Source organism: Aeromonas sp. 603079 (assembly GCF_049172135.1).
GTDB classification, from domain to species: Bacteria; Pseudomonadota; Gammaproteobacteria; order Enterobacterales; family Aeromonadaceae; genus Aeromonas; species Aeromonas veronii.
The window spans coordinates 1-19,528 of the sequence record NZ_JAAKPX010000004.1; the positions used below are offsets into that span (position 1 = coordinate 1).

At 61.8% G+C, this 19,528-nt stretch carries 13 protein-coding genes; 8 read left to right on the forward strand and 5 right to left on the reverse strand.

The genetic code is table 11. The annotated features are described in order from the left end of the window. The first annotated feature begins 657 nt into the window (after positions 1–657). A complete protein-coding gene (locus tag G5287_RS03430; RefSeq protein WP_005355314.1) occupies positions 658–2,610 on the forward strand; it encodes a ligand-gated channel protein in 1,953 nt (650 codons plus the stop codon). Between the two features lie 67 nt (positions 2,611–2,677). On the opposite strand, the gene G5287_RS03435 is transcribed toward G5287_RS03430, so the two are convergent. The 3 genes from G5287_RS03435 to G5287_RS03445 all read right to left on the reverse strand — a co-directional run bounded on the left by G5287_RS03435 (position 2,678) and on the right by G5287_RS03445 (position 6,324). After that, complete coding sequence (locus G5287_RS03435; RefSeq protein WP_421230857.1) at positions 2,678–4,066, reverse strand: diguanylate cyclase domain-containing protein; 1,389 nt, start codon at positions 4,064–4,066, stop codon at positions 2,678–2,680. Positions 4,067–4,206: 140 nt separating this feature from the next. After that, complete coding sequence (locus tag G5287_RS03440; RefSeq protein WP_216954487.1) at positions 4,207–5,568, reverse strand: ATP-binding protein; 1,362 nt, start codon at positions 5,566–5,568, stop codon at positions 4,207–4,209. Between the two features lie 33 nt (positions 5,569–5,601). Next, positions 5,602–6,324, reverse strand: coding sequence for a response regulator (locus G5287_RS03445; protein ID WP_216979694.1), 723 nt, complete (start codon positions 6,322–6,324; stop codon positions 5,602–5,604). 199 nt (positions 6,325–6,523) lie between these two features. Here G5287_RS03445 and G5287_RS03450 point away from each other — a divergent pair, with 199 nt between their 5' ends. Further along, complete coding sequence (locus tag G5287_RS03450) at positions 6,524–6,874, forward strand: hypothetical protein (protein WP_005355311.1); 351 nt, start codon at positions 6,524–6,526, stop codon at positions 6,872–6,874. 167 nt (positions 6,875–7,041) lie between these two features. Here the strand turns inward: G5287_RS03450 and G5287_RS03455 are convergent, their stop codons facing one another. Together G5287_RS03455 and G5287_RS03460 are read right to left on the reverse strand one after the other, a co-directional pair. Continuing rightward, entirely contained in the window at positions 7,042–7,461 is a 420-nt protein-coding gene (locus tag G5287_RS03455) for a hypothetical protein (protein ID WP_216952673.1), read from the reverse strand. A 99-nt stretch (positions 7,462–7,560) separates the two neighbouring features. Beyond that, positions 7,561–8,475, reverse strand: a complete 915-nt coding sequence (locus G5287_RS03460; RefSeq protein ID WP_043821788.1) for a LysR family transcriptional regulator — start codon at positions 8,473–8,475, stop codon at positions 7,561–7,563. Positions 8,476–8,733: 258 nt separating this feature from the next. Between G5287_RS03460 and G5287_RS03465 the strand changes: the two genes are divergently transcribed. From G5287_RS03465 to recD, 6 genes are all read left to right on the forward strand, one after another. Continuing rightward, complete coding sequence (locus G5287_RS03465) at positions 8,734–9,066, forward strand: hypothetical protein (RefSeq protein WP_013723379.1); 333 nt, start codon at positions 8,734–8,736, stop codon at positions 9,064–9,066. A gap of 30 nt (positions 9,067–9,096) precedes the next feature. Further along, entirely contained in the window at positions 9,097–9,783 is a 687-nt protein-coding gene (locus G5287_RS03470; RefSeq protein WP_108541868.1) for a pirin family protein, read from the forward strand. Between the two features lie 39 nt (positions 9,784–9,822). Next, positions 9,823–10,215, forward strand: coding sequence for a DoxX family protein (locus tag G5287_RS03475; RefSeq protein ID WP_005336513.1), 393 nt, complete (start codon positions 9,823–9,825; stop codon positions 10,213–10,215). Between the two features lie 258 nt (positions 10,216–10,473). Then, complete coding sequence (recC, locus tag G5287_RS03480; RefSeq protein ID WP_421230858.1) at positions 10,474–13,827, forward strand: exodeoxyribonuclease V subunit gamma; 3,354 nt, start codon at positions 10,474–10,476, stop codon at positions 13,825–13,827. Next, positions 13,827–17,435, forward strand: a complete 3,609-nt coding sequence (recB, locus tag G5287_RS03485; RefSeq protein WP_421230859.1) for an exodeoxyribonuclease V subunit beta — start codon at positions 13,827–13,829, stop codon at positions 17,433–17,435. The genes recC and recB overlap by 1 nt, the downstream gene beginning before the upstream one ends. Then, positions 17,432–19,495, forward strand: coding sequence for an exodeoxyribonuclease V subunit alpha (gene recD, locus G5287_RS03490; protein ID WP_421230860.1), 2,064 nt, complete (start codon positions 17,432–17,434; stop codon positions 19,493–19,495). The genes recB and recD overlap by 4 nt, the downstream gene beginning before the upstream one ends. Positions 19,496–19,528: the final 33 nt, after the last annotated feature.

Sequence of the window (19,528 nt, forward strand, 5' to 3'; positions counted from 1 at the left end):
TTAGAATACCGGCCTGTCACGCCGGGGGTCGCGGGTTCGAGTCCCGTCCGCTCCGCCACTAATTTGAAGGCCTTCCCAGATGGGAAGGCCTTTTTGTTATGGGCGTTTTTATCAAGTGACCCACAGGTTTGCATACCAGAACAAATACCAAAGCTCGGCTTCATGACCGGTCTTACGACTGGGCTTTGATGTTTTTTTAGCCTGCTGGTGAGCTGCCGATATCCCGCCACGATGGCAATACCTTCCCCTATTGGTGTTCTTGCTCCTGTTTCCACCTCTGTATCGCAACACATCCCATCTTGGCCATATTGTTCCGCTGCGAGCTGATAGAGCTTGAGGATTAAACCAGGCCATCTTGCAACGGTACGTCATCGCTTCCACTTGTTTGTATAATCCCCTTTTTTACTTATGGATTTATTCCATTAAAGCAGTCTCTTATCAAGAATGAGCTGTTTTTCAGCAGGAATGCCATGCAATACAAATGATAATGATTATTGTTTGAATGATCGGGTCGGGGTCGTTACAATGCGGGCTGATTAATAAAGTGCTTTTCAAATGAGCCTTTTCTAATGCTGCGTCTGGCCGGATGCCAGGGCGTTGTAATGAGTGAAGTAAGGGAATACGTCACCTTCCTACTAAAAATGTTCAGGCTAAAACATGACAACAGTGAAACCGAACAAGCTTGCCTTGTTGATCTGCTCCCTTCTTGCGACCCAGGCCTATGCTGCCGAACAAGAGGTGATGGTCGTCACCGCTTCCGGCTTCCAGCAGAAGATTGAAGATTCTGCCGCCTCCATCTCCGTGATTACCCGTGAGCAGCTGGAGAAACGGGCATATCGCGATGTGACCGATGCCCTGAAGGATGTTCCCGGTGTTGTGGTGACTGGCGGTGGCAGCAGCAGTGATATCAGCATTCGCGGTATGGGGTCGAAATACACTCTGATGCTTGTTGATGGCAAGAAGGTGGATAGCCGTGGCACTCGCCCGAACAGCGATGGTCCGGGTATCGAACAGGGCTGGCTGCCGCCACTGCAGGCGATTGAGCGCATTGAGGTCGTCCGTGGCCCCATGTCATCCCGTTATGGTTCCGATGCCATGGGGGGCGTGATTAACGTGATTACCCGCAAGACCACCGGTCTGGCCTGGCAGGGCTCGGTTCATGCTGATTCTACCTTCCAGGAGAACAAGGATGCTGGCAACAGCTTCCAGACCGATGCCTATACCGCAGGTTCACTGATCGATGGCGTGTTGGGGCTGCGTTTCAATGGTCAGCTCGCCCATCGTGGTGAAGACAAATTTATCCAGGGTTTTGCCGAGCAGGAGACTCGCAGTGGCACGGCGGTGCTCAGCTTCAAGCCTGATGACCATAACCGCTTCGATCTGGAAGCCAGTCGCAGTCTGCAGGATCGGGATCGCACGGCCGGCAATTCGCTGGCTGCCAAGGCGAAAGATAGCCTTAACCGATACGAGCGCACCAACTATGCGCTGACCCATGATGGTCAGTATGATTTCGGCTCCTCCAGCAGCTATCTGCAGCAGGAAACCAACACCAACCCCGGCCGCAAGATGGAGCTCACCAACACCATCGCCGATACCCATACCCAGTTTATTCTGGGGGATCACTACTTGAGCGTCGGTGGTCAGTATCGCTATGAGGATCTGCACGATCAGGGTAATACCCTGAAAGTGGCCAACCCTGCCGAGCAGCTGACCCGCTGGAGCTGGGCGATGTTTGTCGAAGATGAGTGGTCACTCACTGACAGCTTTGCCCTGACCGGTGGCGCACGCATGGATCGGGATCAGAACTACGGTTCTCACTGGAGCCCTCGCCTCTACGGAGTTTGGCATCTGGATGACAGTTGGACCTTGAAAGGAGGCGTCTCGACCGGTTACCGCTCTCCTGACTTGCGGATGTCAGCGGCCAACTGGGGTCAGGTCACCGGTGGCGGTAGCCTGGATGGTATGCTGGTCGGTAATCCTGATCTCAAACCCGAGACCAGCGTGAGTGAAGAGATCGGCCTGCTGTGGAATGGTCATCAGGGCTTCAACGCCGGAGTGACCCTGTTCAACACCGACTTCAAGAACAAGATATCCGAAGTGCGTCGTTGCACCAGCAAGAGCGATCCCGCCTGTACCCTCAATGGTCACAGTTATGACTTCATCAGTGATCGGGTCAACGTCGACAAGGCGAACATGCGCGGTGTCGAGGGGATGATGGATTGGGCCATCAATGAGGATTGGTCGGTCAGCTCCAGCTACACCTTTACCCAGTCTGAGCAGAAGAGTGGTCCACTGGCGGGTCATGCCCTCAACCAGATGCCCCGTCACATGTTCAACGGCAGTGTTGACTGGCAAACCACCGAGGATCTCAGCCTCTGGTCACGGGTCAACTTCCGTGGCGAGACCTCCGAGTACCTGAGCCGGGTCAAGATGGCGGAAGGGACTCCTTCCTACACCTTCTTTGACATGGGCCTGGTCTACAAGGCCAACAAGCATCTGGATCTGACTGCCGGGGTCTACAACCTGTTCGACAAGACAGTGGATTACAGCAGCTATGGCACTGTGCTGGATGGTCGCCGCTACAACCTGGGCGTGACTTACAACTTCTGATAGGGAACCTGTCATGCGGCCGCCATCTTCCGATGGCGGCCGTTTTTATTGCGTGTTCGTCAGGGGACTATGCCTGATAGGCGGCGGCTTGCCAGGTATTGCGCCCCAGTCCCTTGGCCTGATACATGAGGGCGTCAGCCTGCCGCAATAGCTGGTCAGCATCTGCTTCTCTGTTTGCTGCTACCCAGACTGCACCTGTGCTGATGGATAGTGTCACTGCACTATTGTTGGTGTACAGGGTTTGTTGATTGCACTCCTGACAGAGGCGTTTGGCCCACTGCTCTGTCTCTGCCAGCGTGGCCAGCGGCAGCAGCAGGCAAAACTCCTCGCCGCCGATGCGGGCCAGCATAGCCTCTTCGGGCAACAGGTTGGTCACAGTCGTGGCCAGCTTTTCCAGCAACAGATCCCCGATGCCATGACCAAAGCGGTCATTGGTCTCCTTGAAGTGATCCACATCGAACAGCAGTAGAGCACAGGGCTCCCCGCTTGCCAGTCGTTGCTCCATGGCAGGCATGAATGCCCGTCGGTTGAGCAGGCCGGTCAGGGGGTCGGTACTGGCCTGCTTCTCCAGTCTGGCGTTGGCGCGGCTCAACTCGGTGGTACGGCTGGCAACAGCGCGGCGCAGTTGCACTATGTAGGCCACCATGATTAACACTCCGGCCAACAGCAGCCAGGGACCGAGATGGATGGGGTAGACGGTTTCGACATGCATCCATTTGCGGATGATCCGCTCCCGATCGCTCTCTTTGAGCTTGGCGAACCCCTCTTCCAGCCGGTTTAACAGGGCAAGGTCGCCCTTTTTCACTGCAAAGCGGATCTGGTCGGTATAGAGGTGGCGAACCGGAATAAAGCGGGTGGGATCGTCCGAGGTATAGATGTAGAAGTTGGCGACCTGCAGATCGGCGATAAAGGCCTTCACTTCACCCTTGAAGGCCGCAGCCAGCAGGGTGTCATTGTCATTGAAGGTTTGCAGTCTGGTGCCGGGGAAGTAGCGTCTGGCGTAATACTCCTCGTAGCCACCGGCTACCACACCGACCGTTTCATGGAGCAGGTAGTAGTGGACATCGGTGCCGCGCAATTCGCTCGAGAAGAAGAGTTGGGAGTCGAGCTGGGCGAGAGGCCGGCCATAGTCGAACAGTTTGTCCCGCTCCGGTGACCAGAGCAGTCCGGCGTGAACGTCCGCTTTCCCCTCATGGAGCAGGTCGAGGGAGCCTTGCCAGTCGACCAGCCTGAACTCGATCTTCTGGCCGGTCACTCGGGCATATTCACGCCACAAATCGATCAGCAGGCCATCCGGCTGGCCCGACTCATTGATATAGGAGAAGGGCTGCCAGGCTTTGGAGTTGGTAATGATGAGCGGCTCTTCCGGGGCTTTGGCCCAGGCAGGTAGGGCAAGGGCGAGCAGCAGGAGCCCCCACCCGATACTGACTATGACTCCTGTCCTGGAAGAGGCCATCCTTGCTCCAATCCGTTGCCGTATACCGTCCCGTGGTCACCGATTATCACCGTCTTTCTCATCGAAGAACAAGCGCTCAAATGATGAAGTTTGCATGATGCAAATGGCGCCATGACAAGGCTGGCGGATAGAGTAACTACTTACAGCGGCAGGCTGATCCGCGCCTCCAGTCCCCCCTGTGGCCGATTGAGCAGGGTCAACTCGCCGCCGTGCTGATGCACCAGAGTGCGGGCAATTGAGAGCCCGAGCCCCACGCTGCCGGACTCGGTGTTGCGCGCTTCATCGAGCCGCACGAACGGCTTGAACACATCCTCGAGCCGCGCCGGATCGATCCCCGGCCCGTTATCGCAGACCCGGATCAACAGCTCCTCCTTGCGCCGCTCCAGCGACACTTCGGCGCTGCCGGCATATTTGATGGCGTTGCCGATCAGGTTCTGCAGCACCCGGCGCAGGGTGTTGGCTCGGCAGGCGTAGACCTCTTTGCCCTCCGCCAGACAGGTGACCGGCTGGCCGGTATCGGCATAGTCATCGCACAGGCTGACCAGCAGGCTGACCAGATCCAGCTCGCGGGTGGCCTCCTGCTGCCCCTCCTCGCGGGCAAAGCTGAGGGTGGCCGCCAGCATCTGCTCCATCTGCTGCAGGGTCTGCTGGATGCGCTCCTTGTCCTCGCCATCGGCCAGAAACTCGGTGCGTAGCCGCAGGCTGGTGATGGGGGTGCGCAGGTCGTGGGAGATGGCCGCCAGCATCCGGGTTCTGTCCTGCACGAAGCGGTCGAGCCGGGTGTGCATCCGGTTGAAGGCCTGAATCGATTCGCGGATCTCGGTCGGTCCCTCTTCTTTCAAGGGTTCGATATCCTCGCCCCGCCCGAGCCGCTCCGCATTGCCTGCCAGCTGCTTGAGCGGGCGGGTGGCACGGCGAAACAGCAGCACCATCAGCCCGATCACCAGACTGGCGACCAGCATCAGGTTGAGGGTGGTCTGCCACGACCAGCTGCCCGCCTCCTTGTCGACCAGCGAGCTGAACTGCAGCCAGCCCCCCTGGGGCAGTTCGATGGAGCCATAGAGCCGCATATCTCGTGGCGGGGGCGGCCCCTTGCGATCCCGCATCATGCGGGCGTGATGCTCCCAGGCTTTGCTGCGCTGGGCATCCTCTTTCAGCTCGGCGCTGATCTCTATGGTGAGACCCTGCGGGTAGCCGAGCCGAGAGCGCACCAACTGCTCGAAGCGGGGGCTGCGATTATCCGGTTGCAGTGGTTCGTCTGAGAGGCGCAGCAGCAGGGTTTCGCTGCGGCTCGCCTTGAGGATCTCGTCATAGAGAGATGGGGGTGATAGAGAGAGCAGCCTGACCACAGAGATGATCCGCTGCATGGCGTTGCGGCTGTTGACGAAGCCAAGCGCCTCCTCCCGATCCGAGCGGTAGATCTGGATGCTGAGCAGCTGGATCAGGATCAGCCCCGCCAGCGCCACCAGAATGATCTGGCCTGTCAGCCCCTTGGGCCATATTTTTGCCCACAGTCGTTTCAAAAAGGTCACCGCTTATGCCTGCGTCACGTCGGCGGAGAACATATAGCCGCCACCCCAGATGGTCTTGATCAGCTCCGGATTCTTGGGATCCCGCTCCAGCTTGCGGCGCAGTCGACTCACCAGAGTATCGATGGCGCGATCGAAGGCCACCGCCTCGCGGCCACGGGCCAGATCCAGCAGTTGATCCCGGCTCAGCACCCGTTGCGGGCGTTCGAGAAACACCTTGAGCAGATCGAATTCGGCGGTGGAGAGGCTGAGGCCCACCCCATCCTCATCGACCAGCTCCCGGCGATTGACGTCGAGCAGCCAGCGATCGAAGCGCAGATCCCGGGTCAGGGTGTCAGCGGCAGGTTGTGTCTCGGCTTGGGTGCGGCGCATCACCGCCTTGATCCGCGCCAGCAGCTCGCGCGGGTTGAAGGGCTTGGCCAGATAGTCATCGGCCCCCATCTCCAATCCGATGATGCGGTCGGTCTCTTCCCCCATGGCAGTGAGCATGATGATGGGCAGGTTCGATTTGACCCGCAGCTCGCGGCAGAGGGTCAGACCATCTTCACCCGGCATCATCAGATCCAGCACCAGCAGGTCGAACTCCCGCTCCTCCAGCAGTCGCTTCATCTCCTTGCCATCCCGGGCGCAGCTGACCCGCAGGCCGTGCTGTTCCAGAAAGCGTTTCAAGAGATCGCGGATCTCGCTGTGGTCGTCGACCACCAGAATGTGGGTGTTGCCCTGGTTCATGAGTACCTCCCCTGCTTGGCGTTGGCCCGAGTATACGAAAATCCGGACGGCGGTTTGTGTCAAAGTGTGCCAGATCCGCACGATGCCACACTCTGCTACAAAAAAGGGCGATGCTGGCAAAGTTCAGACACCGATAGGGTGTTTACTTGAGGGCAAGGCAAGAGCGCCGAACCAGAATCATCCCTACAGGAGATAGACCATGAAAAAGCTGACCAAAACCCTGCTGACCGCCACCCTGATCCTTGGCCTGCCGCTGGGTGCCTATGCTGCCAGTGAAGCGGCCCCCACCGGCCAGCCCGGTGCCATGGTGGATTGCCCGATGGACGGTGGTGGCATGATGGGTGGTAAACACCACGGTGGTCGCCACGACAAGATGGCTCGTATGCAGAACATGACCCCGGAGCAGATCCAGGCCAACTTGCAGCAACGTTATGATCGCATCGAGGATCCTGCCAAGAAGGCGGAGTTCATCAAGAAGCTCAACGAGCGTGCCGCCGGTATGACCAAGCACGCCGAAGCGATGAAGCAGTTCGCCGAAGCGAACCAGTAACAGCGCCAGCTGTTATCAACCCAAGGGTGGCCGAGGCCACCCTTTTTGCGCTTACTGCGTTGAGCAGCAGATTGGTTGAACGCTGGTGATTGTCAATAAAAGAGGGGAGCCTGATGCTCCCCCCTCTTGCTATCTGTGTCGGTGCGAGTGTGCACGGATGAGCGAACTTAGCCCTGAGCCTTGTCGGTCAGGTCTACTTTCTTGACGGTTTCGCCTTCGAACTTGATGACCACGTTTTTCTTGGCGGCGTCGGTATCTTTCAGCAGGGTTTTGGTGGTTTCTGCCAGCAGCGGAGAGGCCTTGTTCAGGGCATCCAGATCATAGGTCCACACTTCCAGACCGGATTCAGTCTTGGTGGTGGCAGGAGAGCCCAGCTTATCTTTGACTGCCTGCTTGTTGGAGCCGCCTTCCTTGATATCCAGTGCCTTTTTGATGGCTTCGTTGGATGCGCTGTCCATGGCACCGGATACGGCAGTGCTGGCCGCATCCTTGACGCTGCTGGTGACGCTGTCGGTCAGCGAGTCCATCAGGCCGGCATTGGCAAACAGGGGCAGGGTGGTGAGGGCAACCAGCAAACTCTTTTTCATTTTCTACAGCTTCCATGGGTTCAATGAGGCGGCTATGAAATCAGCAAAGATATTGGGCGTCAAGTGAGGCATGCAATTAACATTTCTGTTAACTGGATCTCATTTCTCACCAGTTGCAAATAGTTTTGGTATCTCCCGCACCAGCCAGCTTTTGGCCTTGCCCATGGTGTCTCGCCGCCAGGCCAGCACCACCTGCAATTGATGGCGATATTCGGGGCTGATCACCTTGAGCCGACCGGCCCGGATGTCTTCCTCAATCCAGCTCTGTGGCATGGTGCCGACGCCGATCCCTGCCAGCAGGGCATCCCGTTTCTCCGTCATGGTGCTGACAGTGAGGCGCGGCTGCTTGTCCAGCAGGCGGTAGGTGAGAACCGGTTTGCGCAGGGCTGTGTCGGCCACCGCGATGGCGCGGTAGCGGCGCAGGGTCTCGTCGGCCAAGGGTTCGGGCTCCTGATGCAGCGGGTGATCGGGATGGGCGACGTAGAGCATCACCTCGTCCTTGATCACCTGATGCTTGATGCCGGTCATCATGATGTCCGGGTTGATGGAGGAGATAAGCAGGTCGGCGCGACCATCTTCCAGACACTCCCAGCTACCCGCCAGCACCTCGGCCCGCAGCCGCAGTCGGGTATCGGTCTGTTCGGCCAGCTTCTCCACCAAGGGGTAGAGGGCCTGCACCGGGACCAGTGCATCGACGGCGACTGTGATGTCGGTCTCCCAGCCACGGGCCAGCGCCCGGGTCTCTCCCACCAGATGCTCGGCTGCCTCCAGCAGTACCCGGCCGCGCTCCAGCAGCATGCGCCCCGCCGGTGTGAACTTGGTGCGGTGGCCGCTGCGGTCAAACAGCATGGCATCCAGTTCATCCTCCAGCTTCTGCACCGTGTAGCTCAATGCCGAGGGGACCTTGCCCAGCTCGTCGGCCGCTGCCGCAAAGCTGCCGCGGCGGTCGATGGCGTCCAGCACCCGGATTGCCTCCAGGGTCAGCGCCCGCTCCTTGTTCGATTCCTTGGCCATTCCTCACCTTCAATTTTTTTGAATATGTTTGCCAGTTTATCTCGCTAACAAGTTAGGTCATGTCACTTTAATATTCAATCAACGCTTAGGCAGGAACGTCGAGCGGCCAAATACGCGGGTAGTTCCGCACTGTGACACACCAAATCGGTCTGTCTGATGTCGGTGAAAGAACAACACACTATTTGAATAACCTCTTGCATGGATGCATTGATTCTGGCCGAAAAGGCCTTGGCAATGACATATAAAACAAGAGAGTGAATGAACATGAAAAACGTAATCAAGATGCTGGCCGTTGCAGGCCTGATGACCACAGGTTTCGCCCAAGCTTCCGTACCGGCTGACTTCAATGCCATGCCCGGCGTGCTGTTTGTGAACTGGAACGCCACTGCCGCAATGGATGGCAAAGCCAATCCTATGCTGGAAGTGCGTGACGAGTCTGGCGATCTGCTGGCATCAGTCCACGCCAACCTGACAGGCACCCAGCAGGTGCGGATCCCGAGCCGTACCCAGGGCAACCTGACCGTCAGCCTGGCTGACCAGAGCAGCGAATACCGTATTCCGTTCGGTATCGGTAGCGGCAAACAGCGTTAATCAACCGTCCCGGTAGATGAGGAGCACACCATGATGCAATTGAGAGCCGCAGAAGCGCGGGGCAAGGCCAACTTTGGCTGGCTGGACGCGCGCCACAGTTTCTCCTTCGGTCACTACTATGACCCGGAGTGGATGGGACACTCGGTACTGCGGGTGATCAATCAGGATCTGGTTGCGCCGGGTGGCGGATTCGCTACCCACCCTCACGCCAATATGGAGATCCTCACCTGCGTGCTGCAAGGCACCATAGAGCACAAGGACAGCCTCGGCCACGCCGAGCAGATCCCGGCAGGGGATTTCCAGCTGATGAGCGCAGGCAGCGGGATCCGCCACAGCGAGTACAACCCCTCGCAGACGGATCCTCTCTCCCTGTTGCAGATCTGGATAGAGCCGAACGAGTTCGGCACGCCACCCGGATATCAGCAGAAGAAGATCGAGTCCAGGCCGGGCATGACGCTGGTGGCGTCACCGGATGGCGAGGCGGGATCGCTGCGGATCCGCCAACAGGCCCGCGTATGGCGGCTGGAACTGGCCCCGGGCGAGGCGCTCGAATGGGCACTGGCTGGCCGACACGGTTACCTGCAGATGATTTCAGGGGAGTTGACCGCCAACGGTCTGGCTGCCCGACCCGGCGACGGGGTACTCAGTCGTGATGAATACCGGTGGGAGCTGGTTGCGACCAGTGCCAGCCAAGCTCTGTTATTTGACCTACCCTGAAGCAGTCAGCGGTGATGTGACACAAACGAGGAATATGAAATGGACAAGATGAAAGATGTAGCGCTGCTGGCGGGTCGTGTACTGCTGGCGCTGATGTTCGTAATGGCGGGCTGGAGCAAGATCGGCGGCTATGCCGGTACTCAGGGCTATATGGAAGCGATGGGTGTACCCGGCTTTATGTTGCCGCTGGTGATCCTGCTTGAGCTGGGTGGTGGCCTTGCCGTCGTGCTCGGTCTCTTTACCCGCAGCCTCTCCGTGCTGCTGGCCGGTTTCACCCTGATGGCTGCCTTTATTTTCCACTACCAGCCTGCCGAACAGATGCAGATGCTGATGTTTATGAAGAACGTCTCAGTGGCCGGTGGTTTCCTGGCGCTGGCGGCGGCCGGAGCAGGGGCTTTCAGTGTGGATGCCCGTCTCGGCAAAAACTGGTAATGCCCTGAAGAGTCAAGTTTTCCAATGCCTTTTGGCCGGTGCAACTGCACCGGCTTTTTTCTGTCTGCGTTTTCCGAGGCGGTGAGGCAGCTGCACAAATCTGCGGCCCCCCTCATGGTTCAGCGGTTTGCCCGCCTGCTGGCCACAAGTGCCTTTTGCATCTTATCCCCCGATCCCCGACAATTCCCTCTCTTGTGAAGTGACGGAAATGGCTCGCCTTTTCCCTCGCCCCCTCTCATCCACAGGCGGGAATTGCTCATGTTTACCCTCTACCACTCCAATCAGCTGGATCTGCTCAAAGAGCTGCTGGTGAGCCGCATCCGGCAGGCCCCTCTCTCTCACCCCTTCGATCGGGAGCAGATCCTGGTGCAGAGTCCGGGCATGGCCCAGTGGCTCAAGCTGGAGCTGGCCAAAGCGTTCGGCATCGCCGCCAATATCGATTTTCCGCTGCCCGCCAGCTTTATCTGGGAGATGTTCACCCGGGTGCTGGCGGATGTGCCGCGCCAGAGCCCCTACAACAAGGGATCCATGAGCTGGCAGCTGATGACCATTCTGCCCGCCTTGCTGGAGCGCCCTGCTTTTGCCCCGCTCGCCGCCTATCTGGGTGGCGGAGATGAGGAAGATCCCGCCAAGGATCCCGAGCAGGTGCGGCTGTGGCAGCTCTGCCAGAAGGTAGCGGATCTCTTTGACCAGTATCTGGTCTACCGGCCGGACTGGATCGCCCGTTGGGAAGAGGGGGAAGGATTGAGTCAGGAGCTGGCCGGGGTGAGCGGTCAGGATTGGCAGCCGGAGCTGTGGCGTGAGCTGGTGGCTCGCACCCTGGCGCTCTCTCCAAGCGGTTACCACCGCGCCAATCTCTACGAGGAGTTTATCCACGAGCTGGAGCGCACCGCCGATCTGCCGGGCAAGCTCCCGCAGCGGGTCTTTGTGTTCGGCATCTCGGCGCTGCCGCCGCGCTATGTGGAGGCGCTGCTGGCCCTCGGCAGCCGGCCGGAGGTGGAGGTGCACCTGTTTGTCACCAACCCCTGCCGTTACTACTGGGGGGATCTGCTGGATCGCAAGACGTTGGCGCGCCTCGAAAACAAGCTCAAACCCGGCACCGATATAGAGGCATTGCAAGGCCCCGCCAACCCGCTGCTCGCTTCCATGGGCAAGTTGGGGCGTGACTACCTGCATCAGCTGATGGAGCTGGAGGTGCCGCAAATCGAGGCCTTCGTCGATATCGACGAGGTGGATGGCAAGGGCAATGTCAGCCTGCTGCGCGCCATCCAGAAGGATGTGCTGGAGCTGGCCGAGCGAGGCGCCGGTCAGTTCGATCTCGACAGCAGCCATCACAAGAGCCCCATCGATCCGGCGGATGGATCCTTGCAGATCCACGCCTGCCACGGCCCGATGCGCGAACTCGAGGTGCTGCACGACCGGCTGCTGGCGCTGTTCGAGCAGGACCCGTCCCTCACCCCGAAAGATGTGGTGGTGATGATGCCGGATGTGAACAGCTATGGCCCCTACATTCAGGCGGTGTTTGGCGCGCGCGGTCAGATCCCGTTTGCGGTCTCAGATCGGGCGGCGAGTCAGGAGAGCCCGCTGCTGCAAAGCTTCCTCGCCCTGCTCAGGCTGCCCAACGCCCGCTTCGGGGCGGGGGAGCTGCTCGCCATTCTCGAGGTGCCCGCCGTGCTGCGCCGCTTCGAGCTGGATGACGACGAGTTCAACCAGCTGCGGGTCTGGGTGCAGGAGACCGGCATCCGCTGGGGGCTGAACGACGGCTACCCCGTCCGTTTCGATCTTCCGCCCATGTCCGGCAACAGCTGGCTGTTCGGCCTGCGCCGCATGCTGCTCGGTTTTGCCATGGGCGACGGCGAGCCGGTGGCGGGCATTCTGCCCTACGCCGACATCGAGGGGCAGCAGGGGCTGGCACTCGGCAAGCTCGCCTGGTTTGTCGATTCGCTGGCCGAATTCCTGCCCCGCCTGCAACAGGCGCAGCCGCTGGCCGAGTGGAACGCCTGCCTGCTGGCGCTGCTGGAGCGCTTCTATCTGGCCGACGAGGATGAAGAGCGTCAGCTCCAGCTCATTCGCAGCCAGCTGGTCGAGTGGCAGACCCGGCTCGGCGAGGCCCGCTTCGAGCAGCCCATCAGTGCCGACCTGTTGCAGGATTACCTCGGCAGCGTGCTGGGAGAGTCCCGCTCCAGCCAGCGCTTCCTCGCAGGTCAGGTCAACTTCTGCACCCTGATGCCGATGCGCTCCATCCCCTTCAAGCAGGTCTGCCTGCTCGGCATGAACGACGGCGTCTACCCGCGTACCCTGGCCCCCATGGGGTTCGACTTGATGGCGGTGGCGTCGCGGCGCGGGGATCGCTCCCGCCGCGATGATGACCGCTACCTCTTCCTCGAGGCGCTGCTCAGTGCCCAGCAAGGGCTCTATATCAGCTATCAGGGCTTCAGCGCGCAGGACAACAGCGACAAGGTGCCCTCGGTGCTGCTGGCGGAGCTGATCGACTATGTGCGGCAGGGCTTCGTGCTGGCGGGGGATGAGGATCTCGACGACGAAACCTCCGGCAAGCGGCTGCTCAACCACCTGATGGTGGCGCACCCGCTCACCCCCTACAGCCGCAACTACTTCTACCCGGAGGCGGGATCGCGCCTCTTTACCTATGCCGCCGACTGGCTACCCGCCCTCAATCCGGTGCGCGGTGCGGCCAACTTCCAGAGCGGCGAGCTGCCTTTGCCTCCCGAATGGGGCAAGGAGCAGGGGCTGGAGCTGGCGGAGCTGCTGCGCTTCTATCGCCAACCCACCAAATATTTCCTCAACCGCCGCCTCAAGGTGTGGTTTGAACTGAACGAAGCCAACATCGAGGACAGCGAGCCATTCGAGCTGGATGGCCTGCAACATTATCAGCTGAAAGATCTGCTGCTCGATGCCCATCTGGCGGAAGGTGAAAGTACCGAGCGACGCGAGCGGTTGCAGCTTACCGGCCTGCTGCCGCAAGGGTGGTTTGGCAGCCTGCTGCTGGACGATCTGGACGCCGAGATGGGCAAGCTGGCGGATCGGCTGCGGCCATGGGTTGCTGCCAATGAGTCAGAAAAGCAGGCGGTGGAGATCGATATCTCCCTCACTCAGGGCCAGCTGCAGGGGTGGATCGACACCCAGAAGGGGCGCTTGCTGGTGGTCAAACCCGGCAGCTTCAACGGCAAGGATCTGCTGCTGGGCTGGATCCAGCACCTCTGCCTCTCATTGAGCGACGTCCCCGGCGACACCCTGCTGTTCGATGCCAAACAGAGTCTGCGGTTAGCCAAGCTCACTGCCGACGAGGCGCGGCCCAAGCTGGCGGCGCTGGTGGCGTGCTGGGCGCAGGGGATGAAGCGGCCGCTGCCCTTCTTCCCCAACACCGCCTGGGATTGGCTCAAGGCGATCGAGAAGGATCCCGACAAGCCGGAGGCGGCCGACAAGGCGGCCCTCACCCGTTTCAACGGCGGCTGGATGATCAATGGGGAAGGGGCAGATCCTTACGTCGCCCGCTGCTTCCCCGAACTCGATGACGAGGTGCTGGGGCAGTTGCAGGCGCTGGCCCGCGAACACCTGACCCCGCTGCTCAAGACCCTGGAGGAGCTGACATAATGGCTAACCCGCTCAATACATTGCGTTTTCCCCTCCATGGTGAGCGACTGATCGAAGCCTCCGCCGGTACCGGCAAGACCTATACCATCGCCGGTCTCTACCTGCGCCTGCTGCTGGGCCACGGTCCGCTCATCGAAGAGGGTGCCGATGCCGGTCAGCCGAGCGCCCATAAACGGCCGCTCTCGGTGACCGAAATTCTGGTGGTGACCTTTACCGAAGCGGCCACCGCCGAGCTGCGCGGACGGATCCGCGGTCGCATTCACGAGGCGCGCCTCGCCTTTATGCGCGGCCATAGCAATGATGCCCTGCTGGCCCAGCTGCTGGAGGAGGTGGAAGATCACGAACTGGCGGCCCGCCGCCTGCTGGCCGCCGAGCGGCAGATGGACGAGGCGGCGGTCTTTACCATCCACGGCTTCTGCCAGCGGATGCTCAAGCAGAACGCCTTCGAGTCGGGTGCCCTCTTTGAAACCGAATTTCTTACCGACGACAGCCAGCTCAGGCTGCAGGCGGTAAGCGACTACTGGCGCTCCGAGTTCTATCCGGTGGATAAAACCCTCGCCAGCGCGGTGCGCGCGCTCTGGCCGAGCCCCGCCGCCCTGCTGCGGGAGATGGGCAGCTGGCTCGACAACAGCGAGCTGGAGATCCACCCCGCGCTGGGGGATGAGACTCTTGCCGCCCGCCATCAGGCGGCTATGGCCCGCATTGCGGCGGTGAAGAGTGAATGGCTGGCGCAGACGGACGAGATCCGCCGCCAGACCGACGGGCAAGTAAGCCGCTACACCGGCAAGAACTACGAGGGGTGGCTTGCCAAGATAGCCGACTGGGCACAGGACGAGAGCAGTGGCTACGCCATTCCCAAGGAGCTGGAGCGCTTCGGCCAGACGGTGCTGGAGGAGAACCTCAAGAAGGGGGGGGCAGTGCCGACCCTGCCGCTGTTCAGTCAGATAGACGAGTTGCTGGCGAGCCGCCCCGGTATTCGCGATCTCATCCTGCAGCGGGCTGCCAAGGTGGTGCGCAGCCGGATGCAGGCGAGCAAGCGCCAAGCCCATCAGCTCTCGTTCGATGACCTGCTGAAAGATCTCGACGGGGCGCTTGGCTCAAGCCTTGGCGAGCGGCTCTGCGAGCGCATTCGCGCCACCTACCGGGTGGCGATGATCGATGAATTTCAGGATACCGATCCCCAGCAGTACCGCATCTTCCATCGTCTCTACGGCGGCCACGCAGATACGGCGCTCTTGATGATCGGTGACCCCAAGCAGGCCATCTACGGCTTTCGCGGCGCCGACATCTTTACCTACATTCAGGCGCGGCGAAATGTGAGCGCCCACTACACCCTAGGGCGCAACTGGCGCTCCAGCAGTGCGCTGGTGGGGGCGGTCAACGGCCTGTTCGAGCGGGCCAAGGATCCCTTTATCTACGAGGCGGATATCCCCTTCCTGCCGGTGGAGGCGCAGGGCAAGAGCAAGGCGCTGCTGCTCGATGGCGCCACCGCCCCAGTGCTCCACTGCTGGCAGCTGAGCGGCCAGCCCACCTTCAACCGGGGGGATTACCAGAGCAAGATGGCCCGCGCCACCGCCGCCGAGATCCACCACCTGCTGACGCTGGCCCGCGAGGGCAAGGCGCTGATCGGCGACAAGGCGGTGAAGGCCGGGGATATCGCCGTGCTGGTGCGCACCGGCGCCGAGGGCAAGCTGGTGCAGCAGGAGCTGGCGCGTCTCGCCATCGCCTCCGTCTATCTGTCGAACCGCGAGAGCGTGCTGGAGCAGACGGAGGCGCGGGAGATTTTGCTGATTTTGCACGCCTGCCAGAACCCGAGCGAGGAGCGCAGCCTGCGGGCGGCGCTGGCGACCGGCCTGTTTGATCTCGATGCCAAGGCGCTCGATGGGCTGGCCAGCGACGAGCGGGCGTGGGAGAGCGCGGTGCAGGAGTTTATGGAGTACCGCAAGATCTGGCACCGCCGCGGCGTGCTGGCGATGCTGCGGGCCCTGCTGCACCGGCGCAATCTCGCCTCTTCGCTTTTGGCGAGCCCCTATGGCGAGCGGCGGCTGACCAACTTCCTCCATCTTGGCGAGCTGCTGCAACAGGTGAGCTGCGAGCTGGATGGGGAGTATGCCCTGCTGCGCTGGCTTGGGGAGGCGGTGAGCCGCCCCAACGGGCAGGATGCGGAGCAGGTACTGCGCCTCGAATCCGAGCGGAAATTGGTGCAGATCGTCACCATCCACAAATCCAAGGGGCTGGAGTACCCGCTGGTGTTCCTGCCCTTTATCTGCAGCCACAGAACCGCCGAGACCCCGCTCTATCACGAGGCGGACGAGGCGGGCAATCGCACCATTCTCGATCTGACCGGCGCCGACTCGTCGCTCGCCGAAGCGGACAGGGAGCGCCTTGCCGAAGATTTGCGACTGCTCTATGTGGCCCTGACCCGGGGCGTCTACGCCACCTGGCTGGGGCTGGCACCGGTGCGGGCGGGGGCGGGCAAGTCGGAGAAGACCGACCTGCACCACACCGCCATCGGCTACCTGCTGCAAAAGGGCGAAGAGGGGGATGCGCAGACGCTGGCGACCGCTCTGACCGAGCTGGCACAGGCGCTGCCCGGGGTGGCCGTCGGTGAGCCCTCGCTCACCCGTCCGGCCCCGCTGCCGCCAGAGGAGGAGCAGCTGGGCGAGCCGCAGGTGCGCCACTTTGGCGGTTCCCTTGAGCGGGACTGGTGGATCAGCTCCTACTCCGGGCTGGCGGCGCAGGGCCACGGTCACAGCAAGGGGGTCTTGGCCAATCCCGGCTTCGATGACGAGGTCGTCACCGAGGCGGCTGCGCTGGCTTCCGAGCAACCGGAGGAGGCGCCCCAGCCCTCCATCTTCACCTTCCCGAAAGGGGCGCGTCCCGGCACCCTGTTGCACAGCCTGTTCGAGACCATCGACTTTCAAAGCGCCGCGGGAGAACCGTTGGCAGAGCATATCGCCACCTTGCTGGCGCAGGACGGCTTCGACGAAAGCTGGGCCCAAGTGCTGCAACAGCAGGTGGAGGCTGTGCTGGATACTCCGCTCGATACCGGCTTTGGCGAGCCGGTGCGGCTGCGGGATCTGGCCCCCGAGCGCAAACAGGTGGAGCTGGAGTTCTTCCTGCCCATGGGGCGGGTGACGGCCCCGGCGCTGACCGCCCTCTGCCAGCAGCATGACCCGCTGTCGCGGGGCCACAAGCCGCTCAGCTTTGCCACCGTGCAGGGGATGCTCAAGGGCTTTATCGACTTGGTGTTCGAGTGGCAGGGGCGCTGGTATCTGCTCGACTACAAATCAAACCACCTCGGCATGAGCCCCGCCGATTACAGCCGTCCGGCGCTGGAGCGGGCGATGGCCGAGCACCGCTACGACCTGCAATACCAGCTCTATTCGCTGGCGCTGCACCGGCTGCTCACCCTGCGCCTGCCGGGCTACGACTTCGAGCAGCACTTTGGCGGCGTTTTCTATCTGTTCCTGCGCGGCATGCCGCAGGGGGGCATTTTCCATACCCGCCCGAGCCGTGAACTGGTGCTGGGGCTGGATAAGTTGTTTCGCGAAGGCAGTGAGCTGCCAGCTGCGGGATCTCAAGCATTGAATGAGGTAGAGGCATGAGCGGCACCATGATCAGCACCGCAGCCAGCGCAATGATGGTTGAACGGCTCAAAACACTGGCGCTGGCTGGCCGCATCCGCCAGCTGGATCTGCAATTCGCCCGGCTGGTGGCTGACCTTGGCGGCAACCCCGAGCTGGTGCTGGGGGCGGCGCTCACCTGCTTCGAGCTGGGGCGCGGCCATGTCTGTCTGCCCCTTGATATGTTGGCGAGTGGAGCTTTACGGCCGTTCGGGCTGGATCCCCAGCAGAGCCGGGATCTGCTGCTGGATCTGGCTGATCCTGCCCGCTGGCCCGCCCTGTTTGCAGAGAGTCCCTTGGTTGGAACCGAGCAGGATGACGGGCTAACCCCGCGCTGGCCGCTGCGGCTGTGGCACGGGCGGCTCTACCTCACCCGCTACCACGATTTTGAACTGGGGGTGGCCCGCCATCTGCGCGCCCTGAGCGAGCGTGCCGAATGGCCGGAGATCGCCCCGGCCCTGTCGCGGCTGTTTGCCCGCGACTACGGGCTGGTGTTCGCGGCGCTGCTCAAGGCCCGCCTAGCCCCTGACTTCTCTGCCCGCCACTTTACCCTGAAGTATCTCGATCTGGTGTTCCCCAATGAAGTGGATTGGCCCGCCATCGAAGGGTTGCTGGCCAGCGCCCAGGCGGCGAGCGATTTGAGCAAGCTGGATGTGCTGGTGCCCGAGGCGCTCTGCTGCAATGGCCAGAAGCTGGCGGCGGCCACCGCGGCGGCGCGCCCCTTTGCGGTGATCTCCGGCGGCCCCGGCACCGGCAAGACCACCACGGTCGCCAAACTGCTCGCCATTCTGGTGGAGACCGGCCTGCAAGCGGGCAAGGCCCCGGCGATCCGGCTGGTGGCCCCCACCGGCAAGGCGGCGGCGCGCCTCACCGAGAGTATCGGCTCTGCCCTGCAGGCCCTCGATCTGCCCCCCGAGTGGGTCGAGGCGATCCCTACCGAGGCGGGCACTCTGCACCGGCTGCTCGGGGTCATTCCGGGGCGCAGCCAGTTCCGCCACCACGCGGGCAACCCGCTGCACCTCGACCTGCTGGTGGTGGATGAGGCCTCCATGGTCGACCTACCGATGATGGCGCGCCTGCTCGATGCGCTGCCGAGCCACGCCCGCCTGATCCTGCTCGGTGACAAGGATCAGCTCGCCTCGGTGGAGGCGGGGGCCGTGCTAGGCGATATCTGCAGCTTTATCGAGCAGGGCATCAGCCCGGCGCAGGCGGACTGGCTCTCTCGCCAGACCGGCTACCGCTTGCAGGGTACGCCCGCGGGGGCGCCGGTGCGCGACAGCCTCTGTTTGCTGGCCAAAAGCTGGCGCTTTGATCAGCATTCGGGAATCGGCCAGCTGGCGCGCGCCTGCAACAGCGGCGATGCCACGGCTGTGGAGGCGGTCTGGGGTATGGGCTTTGCCGATATCAGCCTGCACCCCTGGGCCGGGGAGGCCTACGACGCCCTGATTGCCCAGGGGGTGGCCGGTTACGGCAGCTATCTGAAGGCGGCCCGCGCGGGGGAAGCGCCCGCCGCCGTGTTCAAGGCATTCAACAGCTTCCAGATCCTCTGCGCCCTGCGTGACGGCCCGTTCGGGGTGCTGGGGCTAAACGAGCGGCTCGAACTGGCCCTGTCACGGGCTGGCCTGATTGCCCGCGATGGCGACTGGTATGCCGGTCGCCCGGTGATGGTAGTGCGCAACGACCACGGGGTCGGCCTCTACAACGGCGATATGGGGCTCTGCCTGCCCGATGAGAGCGGGCGACTCAAGGTCTGGTTCGAGCAGCCGGACGGCACCCTGCGGGCGCTTTTGCCAAGCCGGCTGCCGCCCCACGAGACCGTCTACGCCATGACCATCCACAAATCCCAGGGTTCGGAGTTTGCCCATACCGTGCTGGTGCTGCCCGACAGCCCCAGCCCGCTGCTGACCCGCGAGCTGGTCTATACCGGTATCACCCGCGCCAAGGCCCGCCTCGATCTCTACGGCGATCGCGCCCTGCTGGCCCAGGCGGTACGGAAAAAGACCGAGCGTTATTCCGGATTGGCACAGAGGTTGGGGGAGTGATTGATTGGATGGCGGTAAAGGGATTTGCCGCCG

What these genes read in the sequence shown, in the direction of transcription:
- G5287_RS03430 (WP_005355314.1), top strand. Translation starts at nt 658, where the DNA reads ATGACAACAGTGAAACCGAACAAGCTTGCCTTGTTGATCTGCTCCCTT.
- G5287_RS03435 (WP_421230857.1), bottom strand. Translation starts at nt 4,066, where the DNA reads ATGGCCTCTTCCAGGACAGGAGTCATAGTCAGTATCGGGTGGGGGCTC.
- G5287_RS03445 (WP_216979694.1), bottom strand. Translation starts at nt 6,324, where the DNA reads ATGAACCAGGGCAACACCCACATTCTGGTGGTCGACGACCACAGCGAG.
- G5287_RS03450 (WP_005355311.1), top strand. Translation starts at nt 6,524, where the DNA reads ATGAAAAAGCTGACCAAAACCCTGCTGACCGCCACCCTGATCCTTGGC.
- G5287_RS03455 (WP_216952673.1), bottom strand. Translation starts at nt 7,461, where the DNA reads ATGAAAAAGAGTTTGCTGGTTGCCCTCACCACCCTGCCCCTGTTTGCC.
- G5287_RS03460 (WP_043821788.1), bottom strand. Translation starts at nt 8,475, where the DNA reads ATGGCCAAGGAATCGAACAAGGAGCGGGCGCTGACCCTGGAGGCAATC.
- G5287_RS03465 (WP_013723379.1), top strand. Translation starts at nt 8,734, where the DNA reads ATGAACATGAAAAACGTAATCAAGATGCTGGCCGTTGCAGGCCTGATG.
- G5287_RS03470 (WP_108541868.1), top strand. Translation starts at nt 9,097, where the DNA reads ATGATGCAATTGAGAGCCGCAGAAGCGCGGGGCAAGGCCAACTTTGGC.
- G5287_RS03475 (WP_005336513.1), top strand. Translation starts at nt 9,823, where the DNA reads ATGGACAAGATGAAAGATGTAGCGCTGCTGGCGGGTCGTGTACTGCTG.
- recC (WP_421230858.1), top strand. Translation starts at nt 10,474, where the DNA reads ATGTTTACCCTCTACCACTCCAATCAGCTGGATCTGCTCAAAGAGCTG.
- recB (WP_421230859.1), top strand. Translation starts at nt 13,827, where the DNA reads ATGGCTAACCCGCTCAATACATTGCGTTTTCCCCTCCATGGTGAGCGA.
- recD (WP_421230860.1), top strand. Translation starts at nt 17,432, where the DNA reads ATGAGCGGCACCATGATCAGCACCGCAGCCAGCGCAATGATGGTTGAA.